Raw genomic sequence first — 23770 nt, forward strand, 5'->3', positions numbered from 1 at the left:
ATCTGATGCTCAGTAAAACGGGCTTTACGCATAGCGATCTCCTTTGTTGGCAGAGCGATTATGCCGGAGGATCTCTAAATGTGAATGGCACGATTATGCGGGATACTTACAGGATCACTTGCTTTTGAAGGATTTGCCTCAAGGCGAGCATAAGTCTGCTGAGTTACACCCAACCTGGCAGATAATTCTCTTTGAGTTAATCCTTTTGATTTACGAAAACCAATTAAAAGCGGGCGTAACTGGCTAAGAAGTCTAACCGGAAAAATACTTGTTTAATTTATTTGAGATATAATCTTGATTGAAAACAAGATATCGCCGACTGCCTGAATAATCGAAAGTCCATTTATTTCCTTTGTTAACAATATATTTATCATCAAACTCCATTGCCGTTTTTAGATAAATTCGATCAGGAATATCGAGTTCAAAGATAGCCTTAGCTAAATCAGGAGGGTAAACTGAGTTCCCTTCGTCAGATTTTAATGCATTATCAAATGATGTCATCGTTATATCTATCCATTATAGTATCTAACGTATTATGTAGCGCTGCATTGTCTTGAATAATTCGTTGGACATTGGCAGCATTAGCCTGCTCAGACAGGAAACGTTTTGCATATAGATCAGGCATTTGACTTGTCGGACTCCATCCCCCCATCAGTCGTAGTTCATCTTTGGCTTCTTCCATTATCCCTGAGAGGGAAGGGACTTCAGCAATAAAGTGTGTTTTATTTTGCTGGCTTTTCAAATATTTTAAATGCCATATTTTTTGCAATGTCAAAAAGGCCCAAGTATGTCGGGTTGTATGCGGAGTCAATCGTTGCAACGAGTCAGAGTACAACGGTGATTTGTACTCTGGATATTGGTTAGTGAAGACCTGATCTATTTTCGAAAAAATAGAATGAACTGATGTGTAGGACAAAGGCTTCGCTGACTGTTGACTCGATGTAAAGATGAAATCGTGTTTATCAGTTTTTGGTCGAAGCTTTGCTATATAAATGCTTAAAAAAATATAATCCTGCTTATCGAGCTCCAACACACGATTAGCCCATGCATTTTTGAGAGATGGCGCATTCTTTCTTGGTTCGTATGCCTCGTCGACAGTTGTCACAATCAAACTAAACTTATCACCTTTTAAATTAGGTTTAATTGAGCTGCACTCTAACAACAATAGCTCACCTGTTCGTAAACCATAATTTAACAACAGACGAATAATCAAAAAATTGCGGAACTGAAGATGCCCGGAAGGGAAAGGATTTAGCGGGTTATGCTTTTGGGCAGAAGAGGGGGTTATTATTCCATACAGGCTGAGCACCATTGCCCCAGACAAACTCTGAAATCCTTGGCTGCTGTGACTATGTTGCGAAAATTTGTTTGATGTAAGCGTTCGATAATTCTCCCGGCAAAGCTGTAAACGGGTGTGTAAACGCGAAGCCAAAAGTGATAATGCTTTGGGAGAGTCATCCCGGTATGCAGGTGATATGTAGGTGTTAATCAAAAAAGAAATGAAATGGATCACAGCACGAACTCTAACTGTATGAGTTAAGCTATTGGCTTTTGTGACTCTCGTTAAAGACAACACATTTGACTGGACGTTGTGGCCATTTTCTAGATACATCCAAAATGCGGGCATTTCACCGACAGCAATGTCTGGATTGTGGTCAGATGAATAGAAGCTGTAGCAAAACGAGACACCATACTTTTGCCTCCAGAATTCGTAAAAAAACTTCACAGATTGAAGTGAAGCTGACTGTGTGGACAATGAGCGGAAAGCCAAATGGTCAATATGGTACCTAAGGGGATACAGCAACGGCAGAGAGGTTTCCAAGTCCATCAGGATCCATCGCCTTTTACGGCCTGAGATAACCAACTGCTTTAGTGAATACACAATATTTACCTCAAAATTATCATGGATATGAAGAGAATGTACTCTGTACCTAATGCAAGAAACGAGAGGGAGATCAGAAATCCTAACGTATTGATTTATCAGTTAGTGGGAGTGTCATATGAACTTATTTACCACAGTAGGTGATTTAACATAATATACATTATGCGCACTTTTATTGTGGTGGCTAAGTTGTAAGGCCAGCTCCTGGATAAGTGCCCCGTAGATTCACCATCGAGGGATTCTGATAACGGCTCATGCAGCGGACGTTTTCACTTTGGATGAAGTTAACCGACTCAAAATCATTCAGGACGTTGTCGACCGGCGTCTGACCACTCAGATGGCCGCGCAGCGCCTAAGTATATCTGATCGCCAGTACCGACGCCTTCTGATGCACTGCCGTGAATCAGGCTCGCCAGATATCGCTAACCAACATTGTTGAAATCTCAGCAATAACCAGCTGCCAGATGACCTTGCACAGTACGCGCTCAATATTATCCGCGAGCGCTATACCGACTTTAGTCTACGCTGGCGTGTGAGAAACTCGCAGAACTGCATGATGTTCATCTGTCCAAAGAGACTGTCCGTTCACTCATGGTCAAAGCCGGTCTCTGGATCCCCCGCAAACAACGTGCGCCGAAAATTCAGCAGTCACGTTATCTTCGGGCCCGCTGCGGAGAACTGATCCAGATTGATGGTTGCGACCACCACTGGTTCGAGAACCGTGTACCCGCCTGTACCTCACTGGTCTTGTCGACGATGCGACGAGCCGCCTGATGCAGCTTCGTTTCGTTAAATCGGAATCGACCTTCACCTATTCATGCCACTTTAAAATGATGGCGTGGAGATCGCTCCGGGGTCCTTACGCCTGATGTCACCTTATATTGATTGAAGCGTCGCAAGCGCCGAAAGCAGGATACCGATAACGACCGGATAAAAAACGCAGGAAATCAGGAATTCAGCTACCTTATGACCTTCACTTTGTATATGAATAGTTCTTCCTATACTTATCAGAGAGGCAAAAAAACCTATCGTCGCCACAACGGCGATGAAAGTCAGAATGCAATACAGCGTTAACCCGACAGCCTCTCTTTTCTCAAGGCAACCAAACATCGCCAGCGCCTGCAACAGGCTTAATGCGATCGCCCCGGAGCAGCTTTCACAAACCCTTCCATAGATACCAAACACTTCCCAGGCACGTTCGTTAATGCGCTTCACTCAGAATTCCTTCTATAAAATAAAAAAATAACAGGCGCTTAAGTTTTTACCTCTTCACCTTTGCAAATCTATATAAAAAATCCATTTAAAAAATGGTGGCCTCTTTTTTCAGATATTCATAAGGGTTCACCCTTCCCTGCCCCTTTAGCGTAAAAACATCGTTATTTTCCGGCACAGGAACCATTCAGGATATTATCAACCATCGTCTGGCGCCATGCCTAAACCCCTTTGTAGTGCTCTTTATTCAGACCATACTTCTTCATTCTGAGATAAAGTTTTTTACGCGGTATCAGCAGATACTCCGCCACCTCATTAATACGTCCCTGGTGGATATTCAGCGCTTCGGTGATGATCTGCCGCTCGACGTCCTCAACCCGCTGGTCCAGCGGCGTCGGCTCGCCGATGTGCATCAGCGGATTAACCGTTTCTGCGAGTGGTAATACGCCTACTGCAAACAGCTCGGCGGCGTTCGCCAGTTCGCGAACGTTATTTGGCCACACCCGGCGCATCATCCCCTTCAACAGACCAGCATCCACCTCCGGGACAGGATGATTCAGCCGTTGACAGGTTTTTTGCAAATAGTGATGAAACAGCGGCTCGATATCATCAGGTCGCTTTGACAGAGACTGGCAGCCAATTTGCGTCAGCGCGAAGCAGTAATAGAGTTCCGCCACTATCTGGCTGCTGGCGGCCAACTCCACCAGCGAAGCGCTACCGATACCAATCAGGCGAAAAGGCCGCTTCTCATGACTCTGCAGCTGTACCAGCTGATGCTGTTGCTCGTGAGTCAGATGCTCCAGGTGGCTTAAGACCAGCGTCCCGCCCTGGGCCTTGGCGATCAGTTCATTAAGCGTGTGTGCGTTAGCCGGATTGAGCTCGCAGGCGATAAACGGACCTTCAGCGTGCCGTCCTAACTGGTGCAGGTAACGTGCGCCGGTCATGCGGCCGGTTCCCGGCTCGCCGTAAAGCCATACCGCAATATCCGTTTCTGCCAGCTGCTGAAGGCGCTGGCGATACCGAACCGTCCACTGGCTGCGGCCAATAAGCTCAACCAGTAATTTATGCTGACAATACTGGCGACGGGCGATTACCGATTGCCTCTGACGCAGCGCGGCGTCTACCAGCGTGAGCAGCTTGCCCGGATCAATCGGCTTTTGCAGGAAATCCCAGGCCCCTTTTTTCACCGCCTCCACCGCCATCGGCACATCGCCGTGACCGGTGATAAGCAGAATCGGTAGCAGATCGTCATCCTGATGAAACAACGTCATTAAATCGATACCGGAGCAGCCGGGCATGCAGACATCGCTTAAAACAATGCCGGGCCAGTCCTTCGGCACCCGCTCCCGCGCATCAAACGGATTATTACAGGCACTGACGTGGTACCCCGCTTGCTCAAGCAGCTGCGTATAGGCATCCAGCACATCGGCATCATCGTCAATCAGCAGAATCGAACAGTTATCACTCAACATCTTTTACATCCGTCACATTGAATTCCAGCACCACGCAGGCACTGCGCATACACGTCGACGCCAGGCGCAACGCCCCTTCCATTTGCGTCATCAACGAAACACATATCGAAAGCCCTATTCCCAGCCCCACGGTTTTACTGGTAGTGAACGGCTTTAACAGTGAAGGGAGTAAGGCCGCAGGCCAGCCGGGGCCGTTATCGGCAATCAACACACATAGCCTGTTGCCCTGGATTTGCCAGCTCACGGTGATTTGCGCGGCGTGCGGGCAGGCGTCGAGGGCATTGGACAGCACGTTCACGAGCACCTGATGGACACGCACTTCGTCCCCTTGGATCCAGACGGTGTCATCCGGTATAACCAGCGTCCCCTGCTGAGGCTTATGACGCATCGCCAGCAGTTCCCATGCCACGGTAAATGTCTGGCGCAAATCGACCGGGTGCAGCGGCGTTTCCAGTTCTGCTCGGCGGGTAAACTGGCGCAGGGAGCGGATAATCGCGTCAATGCGGTTGATCAGCCCTTCCGCTTTGCTTAACGTTGTCCGTGCCTGCTCCGTCTGGCCCTGCTCGATTGCCCTTCCTGCGGTAAAAAGATACATCGAAAGCGCATTCAACGGCTGATTGATCTCATGCGCCAGGGTGGTCATCGTCTGCCCAACCACCGCCAGTTTAGCGGTCTGGATCAGCTCGTCCTGCGTGGCGCGCAGATCGGCCTCAATCGCTTTTCGCTCGCCAATCTCCTGTTCCAGCTGCTGTTTTTGCGCATTAAGCTGACCCAGAGTATGACGAAGCAAACCGGCAATACGTCCCAGCTCGTCGCGCCCGTAATCCGGAATGGTCGCCCCGATCTGGCCTAAACCAATCTGCACCACCGCCTGATTCAGCGCAGTAAAGCGTTTCACCAGCCGCGAGCGAATAAAATAATGGTTCAACCCCCATGCCAGCAACAGCGCCAGCAATGTCGCCACCAGGATTAACCCGCCGCTGACCCGGACAATCTGCGCCATACGCTGATTAAACATCTGCATCTGCTGGTGACTGCTGCCAAGCTGGGCTTCCAGCAGCGTTCTGAAGCGCCCCAGCGTCGCTTCTCTGGACCGGCTGGCTTCCACGAGCGCTTTTTGGGCGCTAACATAGTCGCGCATGGTGTCCGGCATCTTATTTTTCATCATGCCAATTTCCAGCAGCTCATCAATCGTTTGTCGCAGGGTAATGGTGCTCGGCCAGTCATCCAGCGCACGTATATTTTCATCCGCCGTTTTTTTCAGGTTTTCAAGATAGCGGATATGCGTCTCCACCAGCATGCCGTCATCATTCCCGGATTTCAGTTCATTGAGCCTGTCGCGCAGGTCGTCAACGATCTGATTTTCAATACGAGCCAGGGTATAGACCTGCTGCTGTTCATTCTGCACGCCCCGGGCACGTTTCAGATACTGCGCCGTATCTCCCTGTCGGGCTTCGATCTGATCGAGCAGCGTCCCCTGTTGCCAGGTAAAATCCTGCACCAGCGAATTCAGCTCGGTAGTGAAATCGTCGTGCAACCAGTCGATCCGCGCCGAAAGCTCCCCCACCTTTTCACGAACCAGAAACATGTTGTAGAGCACGCGATCCAGTTCCGCCAGCAGCGCGCGGCTGTCCTGCAATATCACCCCCAGCTGCTGGCGTTCTGTTGGCGACAACCCCTGACTTAGCCTTTCTATTTTGTCCAGATGCTGGATAATCTGGTTGCGCAACTGCAGTCGTACCGTGGTATTCGGCGCCAGCAGAAATTCATTGAGCTGATCGACCACCAGGTTAAGATTACCTTCAATCAGAAAAGCCGAGTGGATGCGCGGAAAATACTCATCCAGCGAATAGCGGATCTGCGAACTTTGTTCATGCCAGGAATAGAGGCTGACGCTGCTGACAATCAGCGTCAGCAGCGCCCCCATCAGAAAAGCCCCGCGTAGGCTGCTACTGATACTGATTTGCCGCAGACGTTGCAGCATGGACCTGCCCATCATTTCAGTTCTTCCAGTTTAGTAATCGCCTGCCGCTGATTATTGAGAAACCAGAGCTGCCACTCCATCATCTGCTGTTCCGCAAAACTCTTGTTGTCGAACTGAGCCAGCCAGGCTTCATCCTCGCTGCTGGCCGGATCCACCGGGACACGGGTGAGCAGTGCGCGTATCTCGGGCAGCGGACGCTTGAGACGGACCTCCGCGCTATGCAGCGCTCGCCAGGCATCTTTTAGCTGGGCAAGACGAAAGCTAATGGCCGTATCAAACATCCGCTGAACCAAACGCTGACGTTTGAGGATCAGTCGATAGTTTGTTGGCGGTTGATTCATCAGCATCGCCTGCTGCGCCGCCCGTGGATTGCCTGGCGCCAGCGGTGTTACCGGGTACTTCCCGGTATTAGCGTCGGCGAGGATCGCCTGGCCCTCCGGACTTAACAGATAGCGAATAAACCGCCGCGCTTCGCTGGCGTGCTGGCTGTTTTTAAGCACTGCGACATAGGTCGGCGAAACTGCCGACTGCGGGAAATAGGTAAAAGCCAGGTGCGGATCGTTCAGCAGCAGATTGGCGTAATTATCAATCACCGGACCAGCCACGCCCAGACCGCTTTTAATCTTATCTGCCACCCCAAAGCTGCGGGATGAAATGGTCACGAGGTTTCCTGCTGTCGTCAACAGCGTTTCCCATCCCTTAATCCAGCCTTTTTGTTGCAGCAGCGACTCAACCATCAGATGGTTGGTATCCGAACGCGACGGACTGCTCATCAGCAGCGCCCCCTGATAACGGGGATCGGTCAGGTCATCCCAGTCCGTTGGCGCAGGCAGATGCCGGGTCATCAGCGCCGAGCGATTCATCAGCAAACCGAACCCGGAAATCGCCACGGCCACGGAGGTGGAGCGAATGGATTCCGGCACCAGATGTTGGCTGGCTGCCGGCGCACCGCTGAACGGCGCCAGTTTTTGATGCTCCTGAAGATGCTGCAGCAGCATCGGCGATGAGGTCAGGATGAGATCGACATTTTCGGCATTTGCCGTATCAAGCAGCTGTTCCAGCGAGGCGCTGGTGCGGTTGAGCGTCCTTATCATCACCGACCCCGGTTCTTTCTGCCAGCGATCGATAATCCACACGGTGGCGCTGGGAGAAAATGTCGTCGCCATCACCAGCTCATTGCCTTGCGCCGCACAGGGTCCCAGCCATGCGGTCAGCAGCAGCGCGAGCATTTTGCCCACTATCCCTACCCCACGAAGAAATATGTTTGTGATCCCGTTCATAAATATTGAAATACCGTAAAAATCGCGTTGAGACAAAACTTACCCGTTTATGACATCCAGTGAATTAATCGCCGCGAGTGGGTAAATAGTCAAGCCGGCGTCCGGAAATATCGGGAAAGATTACCAGATAATGACTGGGGAATTTGTTAGTGTTCGCACAAGCCGGACATGAAATTAGCGCAAAATTAATGGCGTAGAATCTCACTCATGCTCTATGGGTCAAAAATACCCCTCCCTTTTATTATTTTGAGTCAATTTTGACTCATTTCGACGATTTGAATTTTTTAGGCGCTTATTTCACCCTTCGGGGCAATTACCCGTGATGTTCATATCAATATAAATACAGGTGAAGACATGTTATCATTATTAAAAAAAGGCCCGTCGGCGAATAAAGTTCCAGCTGAGAAAATTCAGGCAACCTATGGTCGATACCGTATGCAGGCGCTGCTGAGCGTATTTCTGGGATACCTGGCGTACTATATCGTGCGCAATAACTTCACCTTATCCACGCCCTATCTGAAAGAACAGTTAGACCTTAGCGCCACGCAGATCGGTTTGCTCAGTAGCTGTATGCTCATCGCGTATGGGATCAGTAAAGGCGTGATGAGCAGCCTCGCGGATAAAGCCAGCCCGAAAGTCTTTATGGCCTTTGGTCTGGTGCTGTGCGCCATCGTCAACGTCGGGTTAGGATTCAGTACCGCATTCTGGGTCTTCGCTGCGCTGGTTGTCCTGAACGGCCTGTTTCAGGGTATGGGGGTCGGCCCCTCTTTTATTACTATTGCGAACTGGTTCCCGCGCCGTGAGCGTGGCCGCGTAGGGGCGTTCTGGAACATTTTCCATAACGTCGGCGGCGGAATTGTCGCCCCGATCGTCGGCGCCGCATTCGCTATTCTCGGCACCGAGCACTGGCAGAGCGCCAGCTACATTGTACCGGCCTGCGTGGCGGTGGTATTCGCCGTTAGCGTACTGGTGCTGGGTAAGGGTTCACCGCGCGAGGAAGGTCTGCCTTCGCTGGCAGAAATGATGCCGGAAGAGAAAGTGGTGCTGAAGACCAAACACGGCCAGAAAGCGCCGGAGAACATGAGCGCATTTCAGATCTTTTGTACTTACGTACTGCGTAACAAAAACGCCTGGTATGTCTCCTTTGTGGATGTGTTTGTCTATATGGTGCGTTTCGGCATGATCAGCTGGCTGCCAATTTACCTGCTGACGGTGAAACATTTTTCCAAAGAACAAATGAGCGTCGCATTCCTGTTTTTTGAGTGGGCGGCGATTCCGTCTACTCTGCTGGCCGGCTGGCTCTCCGACAAGCTGTTTAAAGGGCGCCGGATGCCGTTAGCCATAATCTGTATGACGCTAATCTTCATCTGTCTGATCGGCTACTGGAAAAGCGAATCTCTGCTGATGGTCACGGTATTCGCGGCGATTGTGGGCTGTCTTATTTACGTCCCGCAGTTTCTGGCCTCGGTCCAGACCATGGAAATCGTCCCCAGCTTTGCCGTCGGTTCAGCCGTGGGTCTGCGCGGATTTATGAGCTATATCTTTGGCGCATCGTTAGGCACCAGCCTGTTCGGCGTAATGGTCGATAAAATGGGCTGGCACGGCGGGTTCTATCTGCTGATGGGCGGGATCGTCTGCTGCATACTCTTCTGCTACCTCTCTCATCGCGGCGCGCTGGAACTTGAGCAACAGCGTAAAATCACCGAGCAGGAAGAGGCCCGACTGGCACTGGCTGACGCACAGTAAGCGCCTGACCCCGGCAAAAGAGCCCGCCTGCTGGCTCTTTTGCCGTTGAGAGAGCAGCTGATGTCTGTGACTGCTCCCGATGGCCGTATAAATGTCGTATTCCTGTCATCGCTGATGTTGCTGTTGAGAGGAATGAACTGTCTACTTACTTCGCCGGGATAATCAGCACCTGAACCGGATGGATTTTGTCAGGAGGGGTCAGCATCGGTTTATTGGCTTCAAAAATACGTTGATAATCATTGGCCGAGCCATACATCGCTTTTGAGATGGCGCTCAGGGTGTCACCGGATTTGACCGTGTAAAAACGACTTTCCGCCCCGCTATGCGTCACCTTAACGCCGTCACTGACCTGGCCTATGCCAGTGACATTACCTACCGCAACCAGAATTTTTTCCTTATCCTCCTGCGAAGCGACATCACCAGTGACCGTTGCGGTGCCATCTTCAGCAACAGCAATATTGACCTTTTCGGCGCCAGGCAGATTAAGTCCATCGATATGTTTTTTCAGCTTATCGGCCCGATCTTCTTTACTGTCGCCGGAGACGGCATCCCATTTTTTTTCGCCCGCTTCTTTCATAAAATTTAATAATCCCATCTTTCCATACCTCCACGACTAAGCGTCAAAGTGCAGGAAATTTGCCCGGGTACGGCAGGAAAGTCTGTAGTCCGGCAAGGCGACACCTGATGAAAGCGGGCATTGTCCCCCAGGAGGACGAAACCGGAGATTACCGGCGGCTCATCGCCAGCTTCGCGGCGAATAACAGAAACAGGCAGCCGGTCGTTCGATCCATCCATTTCACTACGGCTGGTTTTTTCAGGATGCCGGCGGCATAGCGAGTGGCGGTAATCAGCGTTAACGACCACAGCGTACCAATTAATACATGAATAGTGACCAGCAGAAAGGTCCAGCTGACAGGTGAATGTCCGGCGGGGATAAACTGAGGTAAAAACGAAACGTAGAAAACGCCCATTTTGGGATTAAGCACATTCCCCAGCATCCCACGCAGAAACCAGTTACTGGTGGTAGTGGATTCTGCCAGGGTGGTGTTAAATTGCTGGCGCGGGTGCAGAAGCAATTGGATGCCCAGCCAACAAAGGTAGCCCGCGCCGCACCATTTCAACAAGGTGTAAGCCAGTTCAGAAACCGCCAGTAGCGTCCCTAACCCAAAGGCCACCACGGCGCCCCAGATAAAGCATCCGAGATCAATGCCTAACGCGGCATGCAAGGCTTTGCGTCCCCCTTCCGCGGTCGCCGTGCGCAGGATAAGAGCAGTATCCAGACCTGGCGTCAGGGTAAGCAGTGTGGCAGCGAGGGTGTAAGCAAGAAGTGAATCAGTGACGAGCATTTCCTGTCTCCGAAAGAGACAAGGCTACTGAAGCGTTCACATTTTTGCAACAAGAATGATGAGCCATTCAACGTGGATGGCGTTCCGCCTGGATAACGGCAAGTCCCCTATGAGGCTCTCTATCCAACGCATACAACAACCGGACCTGTTGCTACCAATGGATCCGGTTGCCATCTGCCAGAGCGGAGAAGGCAACTTAACTGATGCTTGCCCTTTTAGCATTTAAAATTCTGTTAGCGCCATCAACAAACCCTTCACCACCTGGAAATTGACTTATCCAGCGCGGCAATGATGGTATAACTTGCGCTATATCATTGATCGTGTTCATTCCCAACGTTTTGCTGTAGTAGCTGAACATGGGGGCGTCATTGAGCGAATCACCACTGTAGAAAACCGATGCCTGTTCATCTGATTCTTCCAGTGCGTAAAAATGCTTTAACACCTTTCTGCTCATGACGAGTTTGTCATACCCCCCTAACCACCCCAGTACCCATAGATTATTAATGGTATAGCTGCATTTATTTTCCGCTAATTCGTCAAAGAGCTGTCTGGTCTGCTCATGATTTTTGGGAAGTTTGAAAGCGATACTCGTCAGGCGAAAATCCTGATCGTCAGACACTTCAACCCAGGGGTATTTCTGGCGAATCTTGAGAAGGATGTGGCTGATTTTTTCTCGATTGAGAAGATATTTGTCTTCATGCCAGAAGTACCTGTTAATGCCATGTTCGATGTTATTTCTGGTAAGAAATAATCCTCCATTTTCAGCGATGACCCCATCAACTGGCCACATTCTCGCCATCTGATCGGCCCAGCCGGCAGAGGCCGCCGTTACCGGAATCACCTTAATGCCCGCATGTTGTAGCATTTCCAGACTCTGATAGGTTCTGGCCTGCAGTCTGCCCTTATAAGTCAGCGTTTCATCCATATCTGTTAAAACAAAACGAATATTCTGTAGCTCTTCATTCGTAACGTTATCAATTAAATACATAAATCCCCCATAATGGTGATGTTAATGGCTTTCTTGATAAACGTTAATATCAATTTGGTATTTGTTATTCTTTATTAACTCGAGAGATTTGAACCTTCTTACTGTGCGAATAAAGTCCGCAGGGGCATTATCTGGCCGAAGATTAATTCATTGGTCCCTACATTCAGCAGGAACCTATCGAGACTTGCGCTTCCCTGCGCTATCAACGATCTGCGCCATCAGCAACCCCTGCTTATCGCTTCAACTCGTCCTGCCACAGCGAGGATGACGCCAGCTTTTCTTCCCGAGCCGTCGCCTGGCGTCCGGATGGTGCGGAAGTTCCCTCTGCGGCGCTACCGCAGAGGGTTTCCCGTTTACCTGGCCAGCCACTGACGCCAGCCGCCCCAGGCGGTGATCTCTGTGGCCGCGCCCAGCCCTCCGGCTTCGCAAATAAAGCCTGTCACCCAGCGGCCGTCGGCCAGCTCAATCTGTCCCAGCCCCAGCGGCGCGGGGATAGCGGCCAACAGCGACCCCACCTCGGCGCTGGGGATCTCCCAGACTTCCACGGCTATCGCGTCCCCCTCTGGCTCGTCACGCACCATCGCCGGGCGCTTGCCATCCGGAAGGGCATACAACCGATAGCGCGGCGCGCTGTGGGTCGCCTGCAGCAGCCTGCCGCCCCGCGCCAGCAATTGACCGTTCAGCGGCTGGCCGGACATATGCGCGCCGCATACCGCGAGAGCCATCCGATCATGGCCCGCGGGATGTGCAGGCGGCGGGCTTTCCAGCCGCGCGCCGCCAGCCAGCGGTAGCCGCTCCGCGCGCTGGAAGGCGTCGGCCAGGCTCAGCAAATACTGATCGGTAAAGGCCCGGCCAAACAGCGTGACGCCGGAGGGCAATCCGTCAGGCATAAACCCGCACGGCACGCTCACCGCCGCATAGTCCAGCAGGTTCATAAAGTTGGTGTAGTAGCCCAGGTCGGCATTGCGGGTGATGGGCTCCACCGCCAGCTCGTCGAGCGTTACCGGGCGCGGAACGGTTGGCGTCAGCACGCAGTCCAGCGTCTCGAGAATGGCATCGCACTGCGCTTTATACCCCTGCAGCTGATACATCGCCTTAAAGGTCGCCGTCGCGTCGATATCAGGCGCTTTCGCCAGCACATCGCGAATGACCTGCAGCACGGCATCCGGCTGCTGCTCAATCAGCGGACCAGCCACCGCATAGCGTTCAGCAACCCATGGTCCGTCATATAGCAGGCGGGCGGCGGCCAGAAATGGCGCGAAATCGATCGCTACCGGCACGCCGCCGAGCGCCGTCAGCCGCTGCACGGCCTGGGCGAACAGCGCTTCGCTGACGCGGCAGCCGAGGAAGTTAAGCTCCCGCGGGACGCCAAAGCGAAACCCGGCGGACGGCCTGCCAAAGGCCTGACGGCTGTTCCACTGGGGATTGCGGCGGCTGTAGCTATCCTGCTGATCGGATCGGGCAACCAGGGCCAGCAGCTGGCTGGCCTCGTCGGCGGTGGCGCTGAAAAAGGTCACGCAGTCCAGCGTCCGGCAGGCAGGTACCACTCCAGCGGTAGAGATCACCCCTTTCGTCGCTTTCAGCCCCACCAGGTTATTCAGCCCGGCCGGGACGCGACCGCTGCCGGCGGTGTCGGTCCCCAGCGCGAAGCTTGCCACGCCCAGCGCTACCGCCAGCGCGGAGCCGGCGCTGGAGCCGCCGGAGGGATAAGCGGGATGGTACGCGTTGCGGCAGCGGCCATACGGCGAACGGGTCCCGTTCAGGCCGGTGGCAAACTGGTCGAGATTGGTTTTGCCCACCGGCACCGCCCCCAGGGCAATCAGCTGAGCGACAATGGTCGCGCTTTGCGTCGGCCGGTAAGCAAACGCCGGACAGGCAGCGGTAGTGACGATCTCCGCAAGGTCAATATTATCTTTGATCGCGAACGGCACCCCGTACAGCGGGAGCGTCTCTGGCGAATGGCCTTCCAGCGCCGCCAGAAACGGCGCCTGCTCCGCTTCGCTCAGGAGATGAATAAACAGATTAAACTCGGGATTCAGCGCTTCCGCCCGCTGGCGGATCGCCGCCAGCAGGGCGCGCGGGGTGGTGTTGCCGTTACGATAGTTCGCCGCCAGGGTCGCCAGGCGTAAATCAAACGTCTGCTGCATCATGCCTTCTCCTCAAAAATCACTGCCACCCGCTGCCCGGCACGCACCGCGCTGCCTGGCTGCACATTGACTTGCTGAACCCTGCCATCGCATGGCGCCAGCAGCGGGATCTCCATTTTCATCGACTCAAGCACCACCAGCACATCGCCGGCGCGTACCTGGCTGCCGGCCGCGGTCTGCACCTGCCACAGATTGCCGGATACCGGGCTTTCCACCCCCTGTTCCCCCGGCTGCAGCGGCGCATCGCCCGCCTCTTCTGTCGCGCTCTCCTGACTGTCGAAATGAGCCTGGCCGCTGGCGATCCAGCGCTCGCGCTCGTCGTTAAACGCCCGCTGCTGATGGTCGCGAAATGCGCTAATGCTCTGCGCCTCGCGAGCGAGAAACTGCTGGTACTCCGCCAGCCGCAGCGTGCTGTGCTCGATGCGCAGCGGGTAGCGTCCGAGCGGGAAATCGCGGCGAATCTCCAGCAGTTCCTCCGCCGAGACCGGATAGAAACGCAACTGGTCGAAAAAGCGAAGCAGCCAGGGCTTGCCAGCAAAATCAGCCACCTCGTGATAGCGACTCCACATCTGCAGGGTGCGGCCGACAAACTGATAGCCACCCGGGCCTTCCATGCCGTAAACGCACAGATACGCTCCGCCGATGCCCACCGAGTTTTCCGCCGTCCAGGTTCGCGCCGGGTTGTATTTGGTGGTGACCAGCCGATGGCGCGGATCAAGGGGGGTAGCCACCGGTGCGCCGAGATAGACATCGCCGAGCCCCATCACCAGATAGCTGGCGTCAAACACCGTTTGCCACACCGCCTGCTCATCCGGGAGATCGTTTATCCGGCGAATAAACTCGAGGTTGCTTGGGCACCAGGGGGCGTCCGGGCGGACGGTGGTCATATATTTGTCGATCGCCTTGCGGCAGGCGGGATCGTCCCAGGAGAGCGGGAGATGCACCACCCGTGTAGGCACCTGCAGATCGTCGCTCATGCAGACCGTGGCCCACTCCCCGCTGACCCACGCCAGCAGGGTCTCCAGCGCCAGCGTTTCCGGCTGGTAATGCAGCTGCAGGGAGCGGATCCCCGGCGTGATATCAATGATCCCTTCCCGGGCTTGCTCCTCAAGGGCCTGCATCAGGGCATGGATGCGAAAGCGCAGCACCAGATCCAGCTCCGCCTCACCGGCCTCCAGCAGCAGATGGGTATCGCCGGAGAGGCGCGCCACCAGGCGTTTGTCAGCTTCGCCGCAGGTCATCACCACCGGCGAGGTAAGCGGCACAGGCTGCCAGGCAACGTCCTGCGCCTGCAGGGTCGCCAGCTCCGCGCGACGGCCTGCCGCCAGCCGCCGGGCGGTGGGGACGTCCACCGCCACAAAGCGCACTTTATCCCCCGCCTTAAGCTGGCCCAGTTGCCAGAGATCGGCTTCGATCACCGTCACCGGGCAGACGAAGCCCCCGAGGCTTGGGCCGTCCGGCCCGAGGATCACCGGCATATCGCCGGTAAAATCCACCGCCCCCACGGCATAGGGGTTGTCATGAATATTCGACGGATGCAGCCCGGCTTCGCCGCCGCTGTCGCGGGCCCAGACCGGCTTGGGCCCGATCAGGCGCACGCCGGTGCGGCTGGAGTTAAAATGCACCTCCCAGTCGGTGGCAAAAAAGGTCGCCATATACGCCGGGGCAAAGAACTCCGGCGCGCCGTGGGGACCATAGATCACCCGCAGCGTTCGCACTGCCGCAAGCTCAGTGCGCAACCCTGCAGTAAGCGCCGCGCTTTCCGTGGTCTCAGCCGGAGGTGCAAGATGCAGCACGTCGCCGGCGCGCAGCGCCCGTCCGCCGTGGCCGCCAAACTGACCGAGGGTAAAGGTGCTTTTACTGCCCAAATAATCCGGTACCTGAATACCGCCGCGCAGGCAAAGATAGCTTCTGACCCCAGGCCCGCTTATTGCCCCCAGCCTGAGGGTCGCCCCCGCCGGAATAGTGAATACGCAGTCCATCTCCTGGTCGACGCCGTCGAGCGTTACGGCCAGCGGCGCGCCGCAGACCACCGCCTGTACGGCGGTATTAAATTTCAGGGTGGGTCCGCTAAGGGTGATCTCCAGCGCAGCGTCGCCCTCGGCATTGCCCAGCAGACGGTTGCCCAGGCGCAGCGCCCGGTCATCCATCGGTCCCGAGGGCGGTACACCCACCGCCCAGTACCCCAGACGTCCCGGGTAGTCCTGGACGCTGGTCTGGGTGCCGGCGCTCAGAACCTCCACGGTATCGGCCCGGTAGCGCAACTGCTCCAGACAGCGGGTCCAGGGTTCGCCGGCAGTAAACGGCGCAAAGCTGAGGATCTGCTGCAGGTACTGGCGGTTGGTTTCGACGCCGTACAGGCGGGTCTCCGCCAGAGCCTGCGCCAGGCCGGCGATCGCCTCATCGCGGCTGGGGCGCCAGACGATAGCTTTCGCCAACAGCGGGTCGAAAAACGGCGGCACCTCACACCCGGCCTCCACCCAGCGATCGATGCGCAGGGTGGCGCCGTCCGCCGATGGAAACGAGACGTCGGTTAACAGTCCAGGAGAAGGCTGAAACTGGCGGCCAGGATCTTCGGCGTAAATTCGCGCCTGAATAGCATGGCCCCGGGGCTGTAGCCCGGCGGCCAGCTCGCTCAGCGGCGGTAAATCCCCTGCCGCCAGGGCGATCATCCAGTGCACCAGGTCCACGCCCCACACCTGCTCCGTCACGCCGTGCTCCACCTGCAGTCGGGTATTGACCTCGAGGAAATAGAAACGCTGCGCCGCGCTGTCGTAGACAAACTCCACCGTCCCGGCGCTGCGGTAGTACACTGCTTTTCCAAGGGCAATGGCCGCGCTACACAGCGCCTGCGCCATCCCGTCCGGCAGATTTGGCGCCGGGGTCTCTTCAATCACTTTCTGGTTACGTCGCTGCAGCGAGCAGTCGCGCACGCCGAGGGCGATAACTTCCCCCTTCCCGTCGCCAAAGATTTGCACCTCCAGATGGCGGGCGCGTTCGATATATTTTTCGAGAAACACCCCGGCGTCGCTGAAGTTGTTTTGCCCCAACCGCTGTACCGTGGCAAACGCCTCGCTCAGTTCGCGGGCGTCGCGGCAGACGCGCATGCCAATCCCTCCGCCGCCCGCCGTGCTCTTGAGCATCACCGGGTAGCCCACCGCCTCAGCCGCCCGGCAGGCTTCCTCACTGTCGGCCAGCAGTTCGCTGCCTTCCAGCAGCGGAACGCCCTCCGCCTTCGCCAGGGCGCGGGCGGTATGCTTCAGGCCGAAGGTTCGCAGCTGTTGCGGAGTCGGGCCAACAAACGCCAGTCCCGCCGCCTCACAGGCTTCGGCGAAGGCGGCGTTTTCCGACAGAAAGCCGTAGCCGGGATGGATAGCGCGGGCGCCGCTCTGCAGCGCGGCGGCAATGATCTTCTCTACCATCAGATAGGTTTGCGCTGCCGGCCCCTCGCCAAGGCTGAGCGCCTCATCCGCTTCGCGGACGTGCAGACTGCTCAGGTCGGCTTCGGCGTACACGGCGACGCCCTTCACCTGCATGGCGCGCAGGGTGCGCAGAATGCGGCAGGCAATCGCCCCGCGGTTAGCAATCAGTAAGGTATCAAACATAAGCGGAACTCACAGCGAAGCGGGTCGTCCCGCAACAATTCGTCTTCCCCTGAGGTCGTCCCCGGGAGAGCCGGCGCTTAAAGGTGGCGCGTCGGCGTGTGGTTCAGGCGGTCGGCGCGAACGGCGAACAGCCGAAAGGCCAGCAAACGCCAGCGCTGCCAGCGGGTCAGTTCCATACCAGCACCTCGGCGGGGGTCGGGTTCCAGCCGTTGCAGGGATTGTTGAGCTGCGGGCAGTTGGAGATCAGCACCATGGCGTTACACTCCGCGCGCAGTTCCACATATTTTCCCGCCGCCGAGATGCCATCCTCGAAGGTCAGACCACCCTCCGGCGTCACCGGCACGTTCATAAAGAAGTTAATGTTGGCGCCGATATCGCGTTTATGCAGACGGCCATCGTGCAGACAGGCGCAGAGAAAATTGTCCCGGCAGCTGTGCATATAGCGCTTGTCGAGAGCGTAGCGCACGGTGTTGCTCTCCTGGGCGCAGGCGCCGCCGAGGGTATCGTGCCGCCCGCAGGTATCGGCCACGATGGTCATCAGCGGATGACCAAGATTGGAATAGAGCACGCTGCCGGCGGTCAGGTAGGCGTTACCCTGGCGGCGCAGCGTGCGCTGCGCATCGTAGCGCTCGCGCGGGTTGTCGGCGTTGTAAAACAGGGTATCAATCGCCTGGTTGCCTTCGAGATCGAGCAGGCGCAGGGTTTGCCCTTTTTTTACCTCAAACAGCCACGGCTCCCCGGCGGGGATCACATGGCGATAGACGGCCTCTTCCGGGCGTCGGTTACTGGTGATAAGGGTCATAAACGCCTCCTTACAGGGCAAAAAGTTGGGTATTGCGGAACGCGCGCTGGTTCTCATCGCGGGTCAGGAGCGCCTGGGTGGCTGCGTCTTCATCGTCGGCCTGATACCAGCTCAGCTGCACCGGACGGGGGGCATACTCGGTGGCCGGATCCTGGGGATGCGGCAGGGCGGTGAGCACCAGCAGGACGTCCATCGGGGCATACAGTTCCACGTAATCCCCGGCGCGGCTGTTGCCGGAGACAAAGTGAAAGCGCCCCTGGTCATCGACGGTGACTTTGCTGAAGAAGTTGACCACCATCAGCAGATCTTCCAGACCGAGATCCCATTTACCCATCTCCACCAGCAGGTTATCGACGCCGTTGCGGTAGAAGCCATTGCGTAATTCCTGGTAGCGTCCGGCGCCATATTTGTCGTGCGTCTCTTCGGCGTTAAGGACCCCGCCGAACGGATCGTGCCAGCCGCAGCTGTCGGCGACGATCCCGGCGAGCACCCGGCCCATATCGGAGTAGAAACAGTGCCCGGCGGTCAGACGCGCGGTATGCTGCCCCTTGAGGGTATCCGGCAGGTTCAGACGCTCACTTTTCTCATGGGGGTTGAGCATCATCATGCTGACGTTCGCCCCGCCGTCGATATCGGTCAGGCGCAGGATCTGCCCTTTGCGCAAAATCAGCGAGGTGTGCGCCCCGCCGGGAAGCTGCTCTTCGCGCAGGCTGGGGGTGGAGTGAAGCAATTCAGTCATCAATTTATCTCCTTAATGCGTAAACGTTGGTGTCGCTACCGGCGGCCAGCTGCGCCATCCGCGCTTCATTGAGCGGGATGTCGTAAGTAATACGCGCTCCCCAGGCGTTGGGCGCCTGCGGGTCGATGCGCACTTTGTCGAACACCAGCAGCCTCGTGCCGAGGTTGAAGCCTTCCGCCAGGTCGTGGGTGACCATAAACACCGTCATGCGCGTTTCGCTCCACAGCTGGAGCAGCAGCGCATGCATATCCTTGCGAATGCCGGGATCCAGCGCGCCGAAGGGCTCGTCCAGCAGCAGCACCCGCGGCTGCATCACGAACGCCTGGGCAATGGCCAGCCGCTGCTGCATCCCGCCCGAGAGCTGCGCCGGGTATTTATCCAGGGCGTGTCCCAGGCCCACTTTCTCCAGCATCCGCTGGGCCTGTTGCCGGGCCTCGCGCTTTCTGCCGCCAAACAGGCGCCCCAGCAGCGGGGACGCCGGCAGCTCCAGGCCGATGGCGACGTTATCCAGCACGTTGAGATGCGGAAACACCGAATAGCGCTGGAAGACCACACCACGACTGCGGTCCGGCTCCGCCGCCAGCGGCTGGCCGTCGAGCAGGATGGCACCACGGGTCGGTTTTTCCTGACCGAGCAGCAGGCGCAGAAAGGTCGATTTACCACAGCCGGACGCGCCGACCATCGAGCAAAACTCGCCCTCTTTCACCTGCAGATTGATGCGCTCCAGCACCACGTGGTCGCCGTACTCCTGCCAGATGTTTTTGATGTCGATAAAACTCATCCCCGACCTCCTTCCGCCCACGGGAAACAGGCCTTGTGCAGCTGGCGCAGCGCCAGATCCATCAGCCATGCCAGCAAAGTGATCCAGATGACATAGGGAATAATCACGTCCATCGCCATATAGCGCCGCACCAGGAAAATGCGGTACCCCAGCCCGGCGGTGGCGGAGATGGCCTCGGCGGAGATGAGGAACAGCCATGCCGAGCCCAGCAGCAGGCGCAGGGAGGTGATCAGCCGCGACAGCAGCTGGGGAAGCACCACCCGCAGCACCAGGGTCCAGCTATTGGCGCCGAGGGTCTGCGCCTTAATAAACAGCTCCGCCGGGATCTCCTGCGCCCGCTGCTCCAGGTCGCGCGCCAGCATCGGCGTAATACCGATGACGATCAGCATCACTTTCGACAGCTCATCCAGGCCAAAGACGATAAACAGCACCGGCAGGATCGCCAGCGGCGGGATCATTGACACCACCGTCAGCAGCGGCGACAGCGCCGCGCGGTACATCGGGAAGACGCCGGCGGCGATGCCGATGACGAGGCCGATCAGCGACGAGACGGCCAGGCCCGTCAGCAGACGGCTCAGGCTGATCAGCGTATCGGCCCACAGCAGATACTCGCCGCTGCGTTTGTCCGGGGTGAACGCCATCCGGTCAATGGCTGCCACCATCTGCGACAGGCCTGGCAGCAACTTGTCCTGCGGATTGGCTTCCAGCCGCACCGCCGATCCCATAAACCAGGCGGCGATCAGCACGACAAAAGGCAGCAGCATCAGCGTCAGGCGCATCCCCTTTTGGGGATAACGGTTAATGTGGCGCATGGCGTGGTCTCCCGGCGGCAATCATTAGAGCTGGCCCGCGGCGGCCAGCTTCAGGTAGCTGTCGTCAAAGCGCAGTTTGCGGTTGGCGGCATCGCCGAGGGTGACATTTCCCGGAAAGGTCATGCCGATAAAGTCCGCGCTCTGCGCCCCTTCACCCAGCAGGCCTTTATCGAACGAGAACTGCGCCACTCGCTGCATGGTTTTCGCCAGATCCGGCGAGGAGATAAACGCCAGGGTGTCGGCAGGCGTCCAGAACAGATGGGTGGTTTTCAGCTGCGCCTGATAGCCGGCGAGATCGGTACCGGCGTCGGCGGCCATGGCGCTCAGCGCCTGGCTATCCCCGGCCTTCATTTTGGCCATCATTTCAAACCAGGCGCCGGTCAGGGCTTTGCCCAGCGCGGGGTTATCTTTCAGGGTCTGGGTATTCACCACCATCATGTCGATAAGCTCGCCGGGCACCTGCGAGGAGCTAAACACTTCGCTGGTTTGCGGGGTCTTTTTGATAACCGACAGCTGTGGATTCCAGGCCACCGCCGCCCGCACGCCGCTGGTGCCGAAGGCCGAGACGATATCGGCATCGGAGGTATTCACCACCTTGACGTCTTTTTCCTGCAGCCCGGCTTTTTCCAGGCCGCGCACCAGCAGATAGTGGGATACCGACAGCTCCGGGAGATACACCGACATTCCTTTCAGGTCGCTGAGCTTTTTATCCGCCCCTTTGAGGACCACCCCGTCGTTACCGTCGGAGTAGCTGCCGGTGATCAGCGCCGTACTGTCGACACCGCCCGCCGCCGGGATCGTCAACGCGTCCATGTTGGTCATCGTGCAACCGTCAAACTGCCCGGCGGTGTACTGGTTGATGGATTCGATGTAATCGTTGAGCTGAACGATATTGATTTTGATGCCGTATTTGCTGGCCCATTTATCAATGATCTTTTCATTGCTGATGGCGCCCCAGGGCATCCAGCCGGCGTAGATGGTCCAGCAGACGTTGAACTCTTTTTTGACGGCGGCAAAGGACGGGACGCTGGTCAGCAGCGTCAGCGACAGGACGAGTGAGCGGAGGAGCGGCGATGTTTTCATGGTGGACCTCTGGTTAGCACGAGAAACGGAGCAGCGCGACACCCAACGGTGCTGCTGTCTCCCGGGCTTTTATCCCGCCGTGTAACCTCGCCGAGGTCGCCAGCTCTCGGACCAGACGTTCACCGCGGTGAACCGGAACCCTAGCCAGCTATTGTGTGATCTGAATTGTCTGTTGCGCTGCTTTCTGCCGATGTTCTTGCAAGCACCATGCCAGGAGCCAAATAGCCGTTCCATCAGCGATTTACCGCCAACCGGGGCATCGCCTCCCAAAAATGGGGAGTAAAAGTGGGGCATTGCATGGCTTTGGTGCAGGAAAGATAAGCATGCCTTCCCGCATATCGGCGTGTTTCCCCGCGCACCGCAATCACGCATTTGCACCGCCTCAGTGCCGCTTGCTCACCATGCCGCATCCCTTCAGATCCCACCTCATCACATTAATATCTTGAATATAAATGATTATTTTAGGTGGCACGTTTAATGCTGTGCGCTTGTATACCGCGATGTGGACAAGATCGTATGCCGTATGGCCACAACACGTCGTCACTCTGCGGTCGCCACCTTCCCCTTTCCGTGAGGCATCCAGGGTGAATGCGTTTCACGGAAGTCTGCTAACTGAAAACGGAGAACAACATGACGACACTCAGCGAACCGTTGGTTACCCCGAAATATGACAAATGGCGCCAGCTGGTGCTGGGCTTGATCTGTATGGCCGCCATCTCCAGCCCGCAATATGTCTGGACGCTGCTGACGAAACCCCTGGCCGCCAGGCTGGGCGTCGGTCTGCCCGAGCTGCAGGTCACCTTCTCGCTGCTGATCATCCTCCAGACCTTCTTTTCGCCCTTTCAGGGGCGGTTAGTGGAAAAATTTGGCCCACGGCGGCTGATCGCTATCGGCACGGTGATGGCCGGAATGAGCTGGGTGCTTTCTGCGCAGGTGAAGGGCCTGGCGACGCTGTGGCTGGTTTATGGCTGCATGGGCGGCCTCGGGACCGGGATCGTCTATATCGGCGTTGTCGGCCTGATGGTTAAATGGTTCCCAAGGCAGCGGGGTTTTGCCGCCGGCGCGGTGGCGGCGGGCTACGGGATGGGGGCCATCATAACCACTTTCCCCATCTCCCTGTCGCTGACCACTAACGGCCTTGAACACACGCTGACAACTTTCGGGATCCTGTTCGCCCTCGTCGGCTTCCTCGCCAGTCAGGGGCTGAAGCTGCCGCCGCCTGCTGTCTCCCTGCCCGTCAGCCAGACGGTGGCGCAGAGCAGCAGATCGTTTACCTCCCGGGAAATGCTGCGCCAGCCGCTGTTCTGGCTAATGTTTGCCATGATGGCGATGATGTCGACTTCCGGGCTGATGGTCACCTCGCAGATGGCGGTGTTCGCCGAGGACTTCGGTATTAGCCAGGCGGTGGTGTTTGGCATGGCGGCGCTGCCGCTGGCGTTAACGATAGACCGCTTCACTAACGGCTTAACCCGGCCGCTGTTTGGTTTTATTTCCGACCGCTTCGGCCGCGAGCAAACCATGTTTATCGCCTTTGCGCTGGAGGGGGTGGCGATGACGCTCTGGCTGGCGTGCCGGGAAGATCCGCTGCTGTTTGTCCTGCTCTCCGGGGTGGTGTTCTTTGGCTGGGGGGAGATCTTCTCGCTCTTCCCGTCGACGCTCACTGATACCTTTGGCAGCGAACATGCCGCCAGCAACTATGGCTGGCTGTATATTTCGCAGGGCATCGGGTCAATCTTCGGCGGCCCGCTGGCGGCGCTGCTCTATCAGTACACCCACGGCTGGCATGTGGTTTTCAGCTGCGCCATTGGTCTGGATTTTATCACCGCCGCCCTCGCGCTGTGGGTGCTAAAACCGTGGCGCGCGCGCTTTATCCGCCAACATAGCTGATCGC

The 23770-nt window shown here is 56.5% G+C and carries 18 protein-coding genes, 2 pseudogenes and 1 riboswitch; of the genes and pseudogenes, 2 read left to right on the forward strand and 18 right to left on the reverse strand.

Annotated elements, in window-relative coordinates; translation table 11 throughout:
- Positions 1–116: 116 nt before the first annotated feature.
- From ACLH1I_RS21130 to pgtC, 8 genes and pseudogenes are all read right to left on the reverse strand, one after another.
- A pseudogene (locus tag ACLH1I_RS21130) lies at positions 117–266 on the reverse strand (helix-turn-helix transcriptional regulator); the annotation flags it as partial.
- A complete protein-coding gene (locus ACLH1I_RS21135) occupies positions 253–501 on the reverse strand; it encodes a hypothetical protein (RefSeq protein WP_227680159.1) in 249 nt (82 codons plus the stop codon). The pseudogene ACLH1I_RS21130 and the gene ACLH1I_RS21135, both read right to left, overlap by 14 nt.
- The gene (locus ACLH1I_RS21140; protein ID WP_001459747.1) at positions 488–1828 is read right to left on the reverse strand and encodes a site-specific integrase; all 1341 of its coding nucleotides are present in this window, start codon (positions 1826–1828) and stop codon (positions 488–490) included. The genes ACLH1I_RS21135 and ACLH1I_RS21140 overlap by 14 nt, the downstream gene beginning before the upstream one ends.
- A 319-nt stretch (positions 1829–2147) precedes the next feature.
- Positions 2148–2276: pseudogene (locus ACLH1I_RS21145) on the reverse strand (hypothetical protein); the annotation flags it as partial.
- A 482-nt stretch (positions 2277–2758) separates the two neighbouring features.
- Positions 2759–3097: a hypothetical protein gene (locus ACLH1I_RS21150; protein WP_004205877.1), complete on the reverse strand. Its 339-nt coding sequence runs from the start codon at positions 3095–3097 to the stop codon at positions 2759–2761.
- Between the two features lie 218 nt (positions 3098–3315).
- The gene (gene pgtA, locus ACLH1I_RS21155; RefSeq protein WP_004205876.1) at positions 3316–4566 is read right to left on the reverse strand and encodes a two-component system response regulator PgtA; all 1251 of its coding nucleotides are present in this window, start codon (positions 4564–4566) and stop codon (positions 3316–3318) included.
- The gene (pgtB, locus tag ACLH1I_RS21160) at positions 4556–6550 is read right to left on the reverse strand and encodes a two-component system sensor histidine kinase PgtB (RefSeq protein WP_198080072.1); all 1995 of its coding nucleotides are present in this window, start codon (positions 6548–6550) and stop codon (positions 4556–4558) included. Before pgtB ends, pgtA begins: the two co-directional genes overlap by 11 nt.
- 11 nt (positions 6551–6561) lie before the next feature.
- A complete protein-coding gene (gene pgtC, locus ACLH1I_RS21165) occupies positions 6562–7779 on the reverse strand; it encodes a phosphoglycerate transport regulator PgtC (protein ID WP_025999246.1) in 1218 nt (405 codons plus the stop codon).
- A gap of 405 nt (positions 7780–8184) precedes the next feature.
- On the opposite strand from pgtC, the gene pgtP reads away from it, so the two are divergent.
- Complete coding sequence (gene pgtP / locus ACLH1I_RS21170) at positions 8185–9576, forward strand: phosphoglycerate transporter PgtP (protein ID WP_198080050.1); 1392 nt, start codon at positions 8185–8187, stop codon at positions 9574–9576.
- Between the two features lie 145 nt (positions 9577–9721).
- Here the strand turns inward: pgtP and lysM are convergent, their stop codons facing one another.
- The 10 genes from lysM to ACLH1I_RS21220 form a co-directional block, all read right to left on the reverse strand.
- Positions 9722–10171 carry a peptidoglycan-binding protein LysM gene (lysM, locus tag ACLH1I_RS21175; RefSeq protein WP_064794337.1) on the reverse strand — a complete coding sequence of 150 codons (450 nt, stop codon included), beginning with the start codon at positions 10169–10171 and terminating at the stop codon, positions 9722–9724.
- A 130-nt stretch (positions 10172–10301) separates the two neighbouring features.
- A complete protein-coding gene (locus tag ACLH1I_RS21180; RefSeq protein ID WP_057215295.1) occupies positions 10302–10922 on the reverse strand; it encodes a LysE family translocator in 621 nt (206 codons plus the stop codon).
- A gap of 196 nt (positions 10923–11118) precedes the next feature.
- Positions 11119–11910 (reverse strand): HAD-IIB family hydrolase, encoded by a 792-nt coding sequence (locus tag ACLH1I_RS21185; RefSeq protein WP_064794336.1) that lies wholly within the window; start codon positions 11908–11910, stop codon positions 11119–11121.
- 353 nt (positions 11911–12263) lie between these two features.
- A complete protein-coding gene (atzF, locus tag ACLH1I_RS21190; protein ID WP_064794335.1) occupies positions 12264–14060 on the reverse strand; it encodes an allophanate hydrolase in 1797 nt (598 codons plus the stop codon).
- Positions 14057–17662, reverse strand: coding sequence for an urea carboxylase (gene uca, locus ACLH1I_RS21195; protein WP_151628590.1), 3606 nt, complete (start codon positions 17660–17662; stop codon positions 14057–14059). The genes atzF and uca overlap by 4 nt, the downstream gene beginning before the upstream one ends.
- 166 nt (positions 17663–17828) lie before the next feature.
- Positions 17829–18464, reverse strand: a complete 636-nt coding sequence (locus ACLH1I_RS21200) for an urea amidolyase associated protein UAAP2 (RefSeq protein ID WP_017900291.1) — start codon at positions 18462–18464, stop codon at positions 17829–17831.
- A gap of 10 nt (positions 18465–18474) precedes the next feature.
- Entirely contained in the window at positions 18475–19203 is a 729-nt protein-coding gene (locus tag ACLH1I_RS21205; RefSeq protein ID WP_017900290.1) for an urea amidolyase associated protein UAAP1, read from the reverse strand.
- 4 nt (positions 19204–19207) lie between these two features.
- Positions 19208–19984, reverse strand: coding sequence for an ABC transporter ATP-binding protein (locus ACLH1I_RS21210; RefSeq protein ID WP_004205863.1), 777 nt, complete (start codon positions 19982–19984; stop codon positions 19208–19210).
- Positions 19981–20796, reverse strand: coding sequence for an ABC transporter permease (locus tag ACLH1I_RS21215; RefSeq protein WP_043519578.1), 816 nt, complete (start codon positions 20794–20796; stop codon positions 19981–19983). The genes ACLH1I_RS21210 and ACLH1I_RS21215 overlap by 4 nt, the downstream gene beginning before the upstream one ends.
- A 24-nt stretch (positions 20797–20820) precedes the next feature.
- Complete coding sequence (locus ACLH1I_RS21220; protein WP_048324232.1) at positions 20821–21879, reverse strand: putative urea ABC transporter substrate-binding protein; 1059 nt, start codon at positions 21877–21879, stop codon at positions 20821–20823.
- A gap of 56 nt (positions 21880–21935) precedes the next feature.
- A riboswitch (guanidine-I (ykkC/yxkD leader) is annotated at positions 21936–22034 on the reverse strand.
- A gap of 475 nt (positions 22035–22509) precedes the next feature.
- Here ACLH1I_RS21220 and oxlT point away from each other — a divergent pair.
- Entirely contained in the window at positions 22510–23766 is a 1257-nt protein-coding gene (gene oxlT, locus ACLH1I_RS21225) for an oxalate/formate MFS antiporter (RefSeq protein ID WP_049115388.1), read from the forward strand.
- Positions 23767–23770: the final 4 nt, after the last annotated feature.

Origin of the sequence: Klebsiella sp. 1SOBk10mer (genome assembly GCF_046602535.1) — a bacterium.
In the GTDB taxonomy this organism is placed as follows: domain Bacteria; phylum Pseudomonadota; class Gammaproteobacteria; order Enterobacterales; family Enterobacteriaceae; genus Klebsiella; species Klebsiella quasipneumoniae.